9 protein-coding genes are annotated in these 12246 nt (G+C 64.4%); 6 read left to right on the forward strand and 3 right to left on the reverse strand.

Annotated elements, in window-relative coordinates; all coding sequences use genetic code 11:
* Positions 1-108: 108 nt before the first annotated feature.
* The gene (locus SJH88_RS11955) at positions 109-1281 is read right to left on the reverse strand and encodes a metallophosphoesterase (protein WP_274754613.1); all 1173 of its coding nucleotides are present in this window, start codon (positions 1279-1281) and stop codon (positions 109-111) included.
* Between the two features lie 229 nt (positions 1282-1510).
* Between SJH88_RS11955 and SJH88_RS11960 the strand changes: the two genes are divergently transcribed.
* The 6 genes from SJH88_RS11960 to panC all read left to right on the forward strand — a co-directional run bounded on the left by SJH88_RS11960 (position 1511) and on the right by panC (position 9322).
* Positions 1511-1867: a hypothetical protein gene (locus SJH88_RS11960; protein ID WP_042412850.1), complete on the forward strand. Its 357-nt coding sequence runs from the start codon at positions 1511-1513 to the stop codon at positions 1865-1867.
* Between the two features lie 213 nt (positions 1868-2080).
* On the forward strand, positions 2081-6136 hold the full coding sequence (gene hrpA / locus SJH88_RS11965) for an ATP-dependent RNA helicase HrpA (protein ID WP_274754614.1): 4056 nt from the start codon (positions 2081-2083) through the stop codon (positions 6134-6136).
* A gap of 85 nt (positions 6137-6221) precedes the next feature.
* Positions 6222-6725, forward strand: a complete 504-nt coding sequence (locus SJH88_RS11970) for a hypothetical protein (protein ID WP_274754615.1) — start codon at positions 6222-6224, stop codon at positions 6723-6725.
* A gap of 254 nt (positions 6726-6979) precedes the next feature.
* The gene (panD, locus tag SJH88_RS11975) at positions 6980-7360 is read left to right on the forward strand and encodes an aspartate 1-decarboxylase (RefSeq protein WP_274754616.1); all 381 of its coding nucleotides are present in this window, start codon (positions 6980-6982) and stop codon (positions 7358-7360) included.
* A gap of 134 nt (positions 7361-7494) precedes the next feature.
* Positions 7495-8391: a 3-methyl-2-oxobutanoate hydroxymethyltransferase gene (panB, locus tag SJH88_RS11980; protein WP_274754617.1), complete on the forward strand. Its 897-nt coding sequence runs from the start codon at positions 7495-7497 to the stop codon at positions 8389-8391.
* Positions 8392-8476: 85 nt separating this feature from the next.
* Positions 8477-9322 (forward strand): pantoate--beta-alanine ligase, encoded by an 846-nt coding sequence (gene panC, locus SJH88_RS11985; protein ID WP_274754629.1) that lies wholly within the window; start codon positions 8477-8479, stop codon positions 9320-9322.
* A gap of 61 nt (positions 9323-9383) precedes the next feature.
* On the opposite strand, the gene SJH88_RS11990 is transcribed toward panC, so the two are convergent.
* Together SJH88_RS11990 and SJH88_RS11995 are read right to left on the reverse strand one after the other, a co-directional pair.
* Positions 9384-11057 carry a methyl-accepting chemotaxis protein gene (locus tag SJH88_RS11990; protein ID WP_274754618.1) on the reverse strand — a complete coding sequence of 558 codons (1674 nt, stop codon included), beginning with the start codon at positions 11055-11057 and terminating at the stop codon, positions 9384-9386.
* A gap of 11 nt (positions 11058-11068) precedes the next feature.
* The gene (locus tag SJH88_RS11995) at positions 11069-12196 is read right to left on the reverse strand and encodes an HD-GYP domain-containing protein (RefSeq protein ID WP_274754619.1); all 1128 of its coding nucleotides are present in this window, start codon (positions 12194-12196) and stop codon (positions 11069-11071) included.
* Positions 12197-12246 lie beyond the last annotated feature (50 nt).

Raw genomic sequence — 12246 nt, forward strand, 5'->3', positions numbered from 1 at the left:
CGGCCCAGGCGCTGCAGGTGGCGCAGCGGGATTTCCCGGCGCTGGAAGCCGTGCGCCAGCAGCTGCCGTGATGGCCGCCTGCGCGGCGCGTGGGTCTTGGCGCGGGTCTTAAGGCGCCGCGCGGCGCAGCACCAGCACGTCGATCGAGGACGGCACGCCCAGGCGCACGGCAAAGCCCGGCCACAGGCCGGCGCCGCTGCTGACGAACAGGCGCATGGCGCCCACCTCGTAAAGACCGCGCACAAAGCCATCGTTGGCCGGTGCCACGATCCACTGGTCCATGCCCCGGATGTGGCCGCCATGGGTGTGACCGGCGATCTGCAGGTCGATGCCGTGGGGCGCATAGCTGCGGGCCATCTTGGGTTGGTGGCCCAGCAGGATGTGCAGCTCGGCGCCACCGGCCTGCGCCTGGCGGGCCACGGTCACCACATCGGGCGGCACGCCTTCGGGTACCTGCGGGTCGGCATTCTGCTGGGACAGGCGGCCGTAGGCCGGATCGCCCACGCCCGAGATCGCCAGCCTGTGCCCACGCACGTCCAGCACCCGGGCCTCGTTGGCCAGGTAATTCAGGTTCAGGCGCTGGAACACGCGGGCCCAGGCGTCATAGCCGCTGTAGTACTCGTGGTTGCCGGGGGCCGACCACACGCCCAGCGGGGCCTGCAAGCCCGCCAGCGGCGCAATGTTGCCGGACTGCGTGGGGGCATCGCCATCGATCAGGTCACCGGGCAGCACCACCATGTCCGGCCGTGCGGCGTTGGTGCGCTCCACCAGCCCTTGCACATAGGTGGCGTTGTTGACGGGCGTGGCGTGGATGTCGGCCAGCACGGCAATCCGCAGGCCGTCCAGGGCGGCCGGCAGGCGGGGCAGGGCAACCGTGTGCTCACGCACTTCGGGCAGCCGCGTGCCCTGGATGGTGCCGTAGGTGCTCAGCAGCACCAGGGCGACCATGCCCGTGGCCGTCCAGCGTGGCCGGCGCCAGGGCGCTGCGCTGTGGGGGCCGTGCCAGGCCCGCACGGCCAGCCACAGCAGGTCGCGCACGATGCACAGCACCAGCCCCAGGGCAATCGCCGCGAACAAGGTGCCGCTGACCAACTGCAGGTGCGACAGCAGGCCGAAATCCAGCACTTCGTTGCGCATGGCATAGATCAGCAGCGCGGGAGCGGTGCCCAGCACGGTGGTGATGGCCACGCACCACCAGAAGGCACGGCGGTGGGACGGAATCAGTGGAGACCAGAGCCAGAGGGACAGCAGGGGCGCCAGCAGCGCAAGCAAAGAAACCATATCGAGCAGAGAAGGTGCCGCACACGGGCAGGGGATGGGGGTGCCCGCAGACACGGGCTGCAACCAGCATAGCAAGTCGATGTTGCCGCCAGATGGCTGGGCTTAGACCCTGTAAGGAAATGCGTGTGGCGTCTTGTCTGACAGGCATGCAAGGCGTGCAGGAAGGATGAGCGGCGCGGTCATCCCCAGAATGGGTCACTCACAAAGCAACGACATCAGGAGGTTTTGCATGCGATCACGAATCTGGACCCTCACCGGCTGCGCCCTGGCCGCCGCCACCCTGTCCACGGCGGCCCTGGCGGACGTGGGCTGGGGCGCCGGCCTGACCTGGACCTTTGGCGGGCCCAAGCCCGTGTCCGGCCCGGCGCTGGGCGTCAAGATGTTCTCCACCGACAAGGAGGACAAGGCCGCGGCGACGCTGGGCGTGGATTACTCCTTCGCCGACCGCAGCCTGCGCCCGAACGTGGGTGTGGCCTATCTGGGTAAGGACAACATCTACCTGGGCGGTGATGTTGGCTACTCCTTCGGCCAGCAGGGCCTGAACTTCGGCCTGGGCGCGGGCTACGTGGACACCCGCAAGAAATAAGCGCGCAGGCACCGCGACCTGGCAGTGGGGCGTTCGGTCCCCGGCAGGGCGCGGGCAGGGAGGGGACGCGGTCCTGGTTGCCACCGAAGGGTGGGCATGCATGGAAGGCGCGCTCCCCAGCGCACCAACCTGGGCCCTGCCTGATCCGCAGGGCCTTTGTTTTGCCGCGCTGGCCTGCAGCGCCGGGGCAGTACGGGGATAATTGCGCCCCTTATGTCCTTGAAGATCACCTTTCCCGAGTCACTCCCAGTCTCCAGCCGCCGCACCGAAATCATGGAGGCCATGGAGCGCCACCAGGTCATCATCGTCTGTGGCGAGACCGGCTCGGGCAAGACCACGCAGTTGCCCAAGATTGCCCTGGCGCTGGGGCGGGGCAAGCTGAATGCGCAGCCCGATGCCCACGGCCAGGTGCGCGGCCGCCTGATCGGCCACACGCAGCCGCGCCGGATTGCGGCCAGCTCCGTGGCCAAGCGCATTGCCGAGGAACTGAACACCCCGCTGGGGGAGGTGGTGGGCTACAAGGTGCGCTTCCAGGACACGCTGCAAAAGGGCGCCTCGGTCAAGCTGATGACGGACGGCATCTTGCTGGCCGAAACGCAGACCGACCCCTTGCTGCGCGCCTACGACACGCTGATCATCGACGAGGCGCACGAGCGCAGCCTGAACATCGACTTCCTGCTGGGCTACCTCAAGCAGATCCTGCCCAAGCGCCCGGACCTGAAGGTGGTGGTGACCTCGGCCACCATCGACGCCGACCGCTTTGCCAAGCACTTCGAAAGCGCCCAGGGGCCTGCGCCGGTGATCATGGTCTCGGGCCGCACCTACCCGGTGGAGATGCGCTGGCGGCCCTTCGAGGAAAAGAAGGACTACGACCTGCACGATGCCATCGCCGAGGGCGTGGACGAGCTGTGGCAGGGCGGCGCAGGGGGCGACATCCTGGTCTTCCTGCCGGGCGAGCGCGAGATCCGCGAGGCCGCCGACCACCTGCGCAAGCACCTGCAGAACTACCCGGCGTTGCGCAGCGCCGAGGTGCTGCCGCTGTTCTCGCGCCTGTCGCAGGCCGAGCAGGACCGCATCTTCGATGGCCACACCGGCCGGCGCATCGTGCTGGCTACCAACGTGGCCGAAACCTCGCTCACGGTACCCGGCATTCGATACGTGATTGACGCAGGCACGGCGCGCGTCAAGCGCTATTCCTTCCGTAGCAAGGTGGAGCAGTTACTGGTCGAGCCCATCAGCCAGGCGGCCGCCAACCAGCGCGCCGGCCGCTGCGGCCGCGTGGCGAACGGCATCTGCATCCGCCTGTACGACGAGGCCGATTTCACCAGCCGCGCCCGCTTCACCGACCCGGAAATCCTGCGCAGCTCGCTGGCTGGCGTGATCCTGCGCATGAAGTCGCTGGGTCTGGGCGATGTGGTGAACTTCCCGTTCCTGGAAGCGCCTTCGGGCCGCGCCATTGCCGACGGCTACCAACTGCTGGCCGAGCTGGGCGCGGTGGACGAACGCGGCCACCTGTTGCCCATGGGCCAGGAGCTGGCCCGCCTGCCGCTGGACCCGCGCGTGGGGCGCATGATTTTGGAGGCGCGTGCGCGCGGTGCCGTGGCCGAGGTGCTGATCATTGCCTCGGCCCTGTCGGTGCAGGATGTGCGCGACCGGCCGCTGGAAGCGCAGCAGCAGGCCGACCAGCAGCATGCCAAGTTTGATGACGAAAAAAGCGAGTTCACCGGCTACCTGCGCCTGTGGAAGTGGCTGATGGATGCACGTGGCGGCAAGGTGGTGGCCAAAACGCGGGCAGAGATGGCCGCGCAACACAAGCCAGCAGGCAAACCGACAGCACGCAACCAGGCCTTTTTGCCCGTGAGCCAGCGTGCCAGCGGTGCGCAGGTCGAAGGCACGGTCGAAGAACGCTTGGCGTTGTTCAACCCTGCAGACAACCCGCAAGCCGACGAAGCCACCCACAAACTCAGCAACCGCCAGTGGGAGCAGTTGTTGCGCCAGAACTTCATCAACATCCGCCGCGTGCGCGAGTGGCGCGACATCCATTCCCAGCTGCTGACGGTGGTCAAGGAGCACCGCTGGCAGATCAACACCGAGGCCGCGGGCTACGACGCGGTGCACCTGTCCATGCTGTCCGGTCTGCTGGGCAACATCGGCTACAAGGGCGAGGAGAGCGATGCCTACCTGGGCGCGCACGGCATCAAGTTCCACCCGCACCCCGGCGCCCACCTGAGCAAGAAACCCGGGCGCTGGATCGTGGCGGCCGAGCAGGTCGAGACCTCGCGCCTGTATGGCCGCGGCATTGCCGCCATCGAGCCGCAGTGGCTGGAAGAGGTGGGCGCGCACCTGCTGAAAAAGCAGCTGCTGGACCCGCACTGGTCCAAGAAGCAGGCCGACGTGGTGGCGCTGGAGCGCGCCACGCTTTATGGCTTGGTGGTCTACAGCGGCCGCCGCGTCAGCTACGGCCGGGTCGATCCCGATGCGGCGCGCACCCAGTTCATCCGCCAGGCGCTGGTGGAGGGCGAGTGGGACACGCACTGGCACTTCCTGGCCGCCAACCTCAAGCTGGTGCGCAAGGTCGAGGAGCTGGAGCACAAGAGCCGCCGCCAGGACGTGCTGGTGGACGACGAGCTGATCTTCGCCTTCTACGACCAGCACCTGCCGCGCGACGTGTACAGCGGCGCCACCTTCGACCAGTGGTTCCGCGCCGCGGGCAAGGGCCAGCCCGAGCTGCTGCGCCTGTCCAGGGACGAGCTGATGCGCCACGAGGCCGCCGGCATCACCACCGACAACTTCCCCAAGGTGGTCAAGCTGGGCGGCGTGGACTGCAGCGCGGCCTACCTGCACAGCCCCGGCGATGCGCGCGACGGCGTCACCGTCACCGTGCCGCTGTTCGTGCTCAACCAAGTGTCCGAGGAGCGTGCCGAGTGGCTGGTGCCTGGCATGCTCAAGGACAAGATCCAGGCCCTGCTCAAGAGCCTGCCGCAGCGCCCGCGCAGCCGTTTCGTGCCGCTGCCCGAGAACGCGGCGCGCCTGGCCGAGCTGTTCACGCAGTCCGAGCGCTGGGCCAAGGGCGGGCTGATCGAGGCCCTGCTCAAGCAGGTGCGCGACGAGACTTCGCTGGACGTCAAGCGCGCCGACTTCAAGCTGGACATGCTCAGCCCGCACCTGTTCATGAACTTCCGTGTGATCGACGAGCACGGCCGCCAGCTGGGCCAGGGCCGCAACCTGGCCGCCCTCAAGGCCGAGTGGGGCGCCAAGGCGCGCGGTGCCTTCCAGGCGCTGGCGGCGCTCAAGGTCAGCAGCACCGTCGAGGCGATCAAACCTTCAGAGCCCAAACAGCCTCCAGCGCAGGCGGGGCAAGCGCAGGCAGCTCCTAAAAACGACAAGGCTGCACCGCCCAAGTCGCCGGCCCAGAAGGCCGAGCAGCGCTACACCGCCTGGAGTTTTGGCGAGCTGCCGGAGCTGATGGAGATCAGCAAGGGCAGCACCACCCTGATCGGCTTTCCTGCGCTGATCGACCATGGCAGCGAGGTCAGCATCGAGGTGTTCGACGAGCCCGAGGTGGCCGCCGCCCGCCACCGCGTGGGCCTGCGCCGCCTGTTTGCGCTGCAGATCAAGGATGCGCTCAAGTACCTGGAAAAGAACATCCCCGACCTGCAGAAGATGGCCGTGGCCTACATGCCGCTGGGCACGCAGGAGGAGCTGCGCGCCCAGATCATCGATGTGGCGATCGACCGCGCCTTCCTGCAGGAACCCCTGCCCGCGAATGCGGCGGATTTCCAGCAGCGCGTGCAGGACGGGCGCGGGCGCCTGACCCTGATCGCCAACGAGGTGGCGCGCATGGCCGGCACCATCCTGACCGAGTACGCCGCTGCGGCGCGCAAGATCAAGGACACCAAAAATGCCCAGGAAGCCACGAAGGACGCGGGCGAGCAGCTACAAAAGCTGATGCCTAAGCACTTCATCGCCGTGGCCCCCTGGGCCCAGCTGGGGCATTACGCGCGCTACCTCAAGGCCATCACCACGCGCCTGGACAAGTACCGCGCCGATCCGGCGCGCGATGCCGCCAAGCTCAAGGAACTGCAGCCGCTGGAGCAGCGCTACTGGCGCCTGGTGGCCGAGCGCAAGGGCCAGGTGGACGCGCGCATGCAGGAGTACCGCTGGATGCTGGAGGAGCTGCGCGTGAGCTTTTTCGCGCAGGAGCTGCGCACGCCGTACCCGGTCAGTGCCAAGCGCCTGGACAAGGTCTGGGGCCAGCTGCAACAGTAAAAACTGCTTGGGGCGCCACCTGCGTCACAAGCATCATCACAGCCCGGCATTGGTAACAGGCCGGGCTTTCTTTCAGGAATTTTGTATGACCGATATCACCCAAGACCTGCGCGTGGTCGCCATCGACAACGACAGCTATGCCCAGGCCGTGGCCGCAGCGCGCGCTTACCGCATCGGTGACGACCCCTCGGGCTTTGCCTTCACGGGCCGTGCCACGTTGATGTTCCAGCGCGAGCACGAGGAGTGGGAGCACAACGCCTTCAGCAGCACCCCGCTGGTGCGCCATGTTGACCCTGTGCAAGGTGCGGCCGATGCCGATCAGGCACAGGACGACGACTTTTTGCGCGCCGTCTCGCACCAGGTGACGTTCATGCACATTCCTGCCGAATGCCAAGCGATGGATGTGGACGATGTCTGGGCGATTGACTGTGAGTTCTTGATGTTTGCCATGCCTCACCCGGTGGAAGAGGGCGGAACCGCCTGGCTGCTGGTGCCCGGGCCTGACAACCGCAGCATTGCTTCCAAGCACACCGTGCAGGAGTTTCAGCTGGCAGAACTCAAAGCTGCGGCCCAAGACTTGGGCTTGTAAGCGCTTGCCTTGCGGTAGTCGGCATGCTGTGGCGGGGTGCTGCAGTGCTGCCATACCTTGGCGCAGTCGCCACGACCGGATGGCGTGCGGAGGTGGCCCCGTCAAGCGCGATTGGATGACCCTATGTATTGAGTGGTTGAGCCTTCGATCGGGTACGGGCACAATGCGCCCGGCGAAACAAGGGGGCGGTGCAAGTGGGTGCTAGGTTACCCACTGCAGCGTGCCATGGCGCTATAAATACACAGGGAGATAACATGTTCCGCACGCTTTTGAAATCCAAGATTCACCGGGTCAAGACTACGCAGTGTGAGCTGCACTACGAGGGCTCCTGCGCGATCGATGAAGATCTGCTGGATGCCGCCAATATTGCCGAGAACGAGCAAATCCACATCTGGAACATCGACAACGGTGAGCGCTTTGTCACCTATGCCATCAAGGGCCAGCGCGGCAGCGGCATGATTTCGGTGAATGGCTCGGCGGCGCGCCGTGCTGTGGTGGGCGACTTGCTCATCATTGCGGCTTTTGCGCAGGTGCATGAAAGCGATGTCCCAGAACATCTGCCGCAACTGGTGTTTGTGGATGAAAACAATCGCCAAACAGAGTTGCGCCACAAGGTTCCCCTGCAAACGTTGTAATCAGGGCTGTCGCCCTATTTTTTGCCGCCCATGCCGTTGTGGCGCATGGGTATTCATTGGTTTTGCAGACCAGGCTGCGGCTGGCAAGTTGCACCCCCCCAGTCCAGCCTTCTGCGCCCACGGTGATTGCTGCCATGACTTCTACGCACCCAACAGACACTGCGGCCCCCTCCGGTACGCCCTACGGAACTTTGCCGCCCGCATCGCCTATGCCGGGGCGCAAACCCGTCAGCCTGCCGCGCTTGGCGCATATGCGCGCCCAGGGTGAAAAAATTACCATGCTCACGGCCTATGACGCCACGTTTGCCGCCGTGGCCGATGCTGCCGGGGTGGACTGTGTGCTGGTGGGCGACTCGCTGGGCATGGTCTGCCAGGGCCGGCGCAGCACGGTGGGCGTGTCGATGACCGACATGCTCTATCACACGGCCAGCGTGGCACGCGGCATTCACCGCAGCCAAGGCACGATCTGGGTGGTGGCCGATATGCCTTACGGCAGCTATGCCGAAAGCCCCGAGCAAGCCATGCGCAACGCCTGTGCGCTGATGCAGGCGGGCGCGCACATGGTGAAGCTGGAGGGCGGTGGCTGGACGGCCAAGACGGTGGAGTTTTTGGTGGCGCGTGGCGTGCCCGTGTGCGCCCACCTGGGGTTGACCCCGCAAACGGTGTATGCCTTGGGCGGCTACCGCGTACAGGGCCGCGAAGAGGCCGAGGCACAGTTGCTGCGCCTGCAATCCAAAGAGCTGCAAGAGGCCGGCGCTGCCATGCTGGTGCTGGAGATGGTGCCAGCCGCCTTGGCGGCCAGCATCACGCAGGATTTACAGCACTGCCACACGATTGGCATTGGCGCAGGCAACGGTACTGCAGGCCAGGTGCTGGTGCTGCACGACATGCTGGGTATGAATTTGGGCAAGATGCCCAAGTTTGTGCGCAACTTTATGGCCGATGCGGGCAGCGTCAAAGGTGCCATGCAGACGTATGTGCAAGCCGTCAAGGACGGCACGTTCCCCGATAACGGCGTGCACGCTTGGTAAGTCCAGGCACACCAAGGGTGCGCTCGGTGCGTATCTGCTAAACGATGACTGGCCCGGCGGCCAGCAAAACACAGGGAGACAGACCATGCAAATCGTTCACACCATCGAAGACTTGCGCCATGCTTTGGCTGGGCGTGGGCGCCCGGCCTTTGTGCCCACCATGGGCAATTTGCACGCCGGACATTTGGCGTTGGTGCGCGAGGCGCGCCGCCATGCGGACACCACGGTCGCCAGTATTTTTGTGAACCGCCTGCAGTTTTTGCCGCACGAAGATTTTGATAGCTACCCGCGCACGCTGCAAGCCGATTGCGAGCAATTAGAGGCACAGGGGTGCAACATCGTATTTGCACCCAAAGAACAAGATTTGTACCCCCAGCCCCAGACCTACAAGGTGCAGCCGGACGCGGCCTTGGCAGATATTTTGGAAGGGCAATTTCGCCCAGGTTTTTTCACCGGCGTGTGCACCGTGGTGATGAAGCTGTTTGCCTGTGTGTTTGGCAGCACCGGCGGTGGCGTGGCGGTATTTGGCAAAAAAGATTATCAGCAGCTGCTGGTGATTCGGCACATGGTGCAGCAGTTTGCATTGCCCATCTCCATCATCGGTTTGGAGACGGAGCGCGCGGCCGATGGTTTGGCCCTGAGTTCGCGCAACGCGTATTTGAGCGCTGAGCAGCGCACACAAGCACGTGCCTTGTCGCAACAGTTGCAGTGGCTGGCCCACCAAGTGCGCGAGGGCGCGGTGCCGCTGGCGCAGCTCGAGGCGCAAGCCATGGCACAACTCAGCGCGCAAGGCTGGCAGCCCGATTACCTCACGGTGCGCCAGCGCCATGATCTGCAATGCCCGGTAGACCATGCGCGCCAAGCACCCTTGGTTGCCCTGGGCGCGGCGCGCCTGGGGGGCACGCGCTTGATTGATAACCTGGAGTTTTAGGGCGCGACCCGTGTCACCTCGGTGCCCCTTTGGCCAGTGGATGGCCAAAGAGGCACTGTTTTTAGGTGGCTGGGGTGCTGTCTGGCGCCGTGTGTTGTTGGGGCTCAAAAAAGGCCACCAGTTGATTGAGCTCCCGGGCGGTGTGCATGAGCTCTTCGGAGGCGCGCCAGGCTTGCTGTGCCTCGCCACGGTTTTCCACAATCAGCGCTGCCACCTGCCGCATGGAGTCTGCAGCCTCTTCAGCGCCAAATGCGGTCAGCCGTGTGGCAGTGGCCAGCTCACGGGTTTCGCCCGCCAGCGCGCTGTGCTGCTGGCTGGCCAGCGACAGCAAGCGCTCTGCGCGGGTGCTGAGGTCGCTGGTTTCGGAGACCGCTGCATCCAGCGACCGAATGGCCGAATACACCTGATCGTGCTGGGCTTCGGAATGCTCGGTCACTTCATACAGCGCGGCGTTCAGCGTTTGGCAGTGGCGGTGAATGCGGCGGGCGGCCAGCGCAATTTCGTCCAGCATCACTTTCAGGTGCAGCTGCATGACGGTGGCTGCATGGTTGAGTTGGGCGGTCTCACCTGTGCCAGAGAGGTTGATGGCACCTTGCAGATCACCTTCCGCAATGCGGTTGAGGCGGCGGATGGATGCATTGAGCGGGTTCACAATGCCGCGAATGAACAAGTGACCCACAGCCGCCACCATCAACAAGCCCGCAATGATGCCGAATAGGGCAAAGCTGCGAATGCGCGCATTGCGCTCCAGCGTTTGTGTGAATTCTTGCTGGGCCGCATCCGCCAAGGATTGGCGCAGGGCTTGGGCCGCCAAGCTGGCGTTGTGTTCCAGTGCCAACAGTTGTTGCTGCACGGCCAAGGGGAGGGTAGTGCTGTCCTTGGGGGCTTTGGACTGGGTGGCAATCAGGGCCTGGCTTTCGTCGGTGTAGTGCTGCAAGGCCTGGGTCAAAGACTGGGTTGCAGCGGATGTTGCGGGCATGGCGCGGTTGAGCGTGCTGAACAGGTCCGCAATGTCGTCGTAATAGTTTTGCAGCTGCTGCACATGGGCAAAAGCCTGTTGCGCCGCTGAGGTGTCGGTCTGGCGCTCCTGCTGCACTTCCAGCACGCTGGCGCGGATGGTGCTCAGCCGTGCCTCAATTTGTCCCACGGCGATGGCCGGCTCAAATTGCTGGTGGTACATCCGCGCAAAGGCTGCGTCTGCCAGCTTCAGTCCGCCAATGCCCAAAGCGCCGCCTGCCAGCATGAGCAAGGCCACAAAGATGGTGCCAGCGCGCATGCCAAAGCGTATGCCCAGCCATGGCGGTAGCTTCCATGTGGGGGGCATGCCGTTGAGGGTAATTTGTTGGTAGAGGGTCTGCGCGTGGGCTATGGCTGCAGGCTCGGCGCGTTTGCGCACCGACATATAGCCAATCGTTTGTTCATTGCGCCGAACGGGCACCACGCAAGCGTCCACCCAATAAAAATCACCGTTTTTGCAACGGTTTTTGACCAAGCCCTGCCAAGGTTTGCCGCTGTGCAGCACTTTCCACATGTCCTCAAACACCGCAGGCGGCATGTCGGGGTGGCGCACGATGTTGTGGCTGTGGCCTTGCAACGCTTCCAGTGCAAAACCACTGACTTCGATAAAGGCTTCATTGGCATAGGTGATGATGCCTTTGAGGTCGGTTTTGGAAACCAAGGTGATGTCCGGCGCAATGTCCACTTGCTGGGTGGTGACAGGGAGGTTTTTCTTCATGCTTGCGTGGTTTAGGAATGGGTCCAAAAACGTTTCATCACCAAGGCTGCCGAGCGGCAGTCTTCGATGCGCAGGACGTCGGTTATGGCGTGTGCAGGGGTGCTGGCATCGCGGCGTTGCGGCGTCATGATGGGCATGCCGTTTTGGCTGTAGAGCGCCCACAACTCCATGGGTTCGCCCTTCTTGGGGCGTGAGCGAACGACGGCCAATTCATCGTTGGCCAGACGCACCATCGTGCCCGGTGGCAATGTGGTCAGTGCGCCGACGGACAGGCGCAGCAGCGCTTCGTCATACAAGCTGGCGCGTTGCAAGTACAGCGCCTTGAGTGCATCTTTGGGCAGGCGGCCTTCGCGGTTGGGCCGGGGTGTGACCATGGCGGCATAAGAGTCGGCAATCGCCAGCAAGCGGGCGCCCGGCAGCATGGCGTCACCGCTTATTCCATGGGGATAGCCGGTGCCATCCAGGCGCTCGTGGTGCTGGCGCACCAACTCCAGCCACAGCGGGTCATCCACACCGTTTTCCTGCAAAATTTCTGCAGAGCGGATGGGGTGTACACGTATCAAGGCGTTCTGGTTGGCATCCAAACGATGGGTTTGCATGTCGAGCTGGGCCTGCCAGGGCAGCAGTGCGATATCGCGCGTCAAGCTGGCGCAGGCCAGCGACAGGCGGGTAGGCGCTTCCAGCCCCATGTCGCGTGCGGCGATTTCTGTGAGTGCGCATCCCAGCAACTGTTGGATGACGATGTAAGGGGACTGCCTGTCAAGGTGGAATGCCGCCAGCAAGGCATCTGCATCATCGGCACAGGCTTGCATCACCGAGTGGGCCAAGCTGCGCACGATGTCGCGCAGCGCGGCTTGCAAAGTATGCGCTTGCAGATGCTGGTGCAGGCGCTTGAGGGTTTGGGCCAAGGCCTCTGCACGGCCAAACACGGGTTGCACCGAAGGCAGGCTGCTGGCCCGGAAGGCAAACTGGGTTTGCGTACTGGTGTTGCTCTGCGGCTCGATGAACGCCGATGCAATCGGGGTGGTTTGGATGTAGGCACCACGTTTGAGGAGCGAATCCAGGTGGCGGGGGATGCTGATGACGTAACCTTCTCGCAGCAGCAGATTGCCGTGCTCGTCGTAGAGCGACCACGGCAATGGTTTGTCAAGCAGTAACTCACTGAGCAGAACTCGGCGCATTCGGGGCT

It is taken from the genome of Comamonas sp. GCA5 (assembly GCF_036541385.1).
Classification (GTDB): domain Bacteria; phylum Pseudomonadota; class Gammaproteobacteria; order Burkholderiales; family Burkholderiaceae_C; genus Comamonas; species Comamonas aquatica.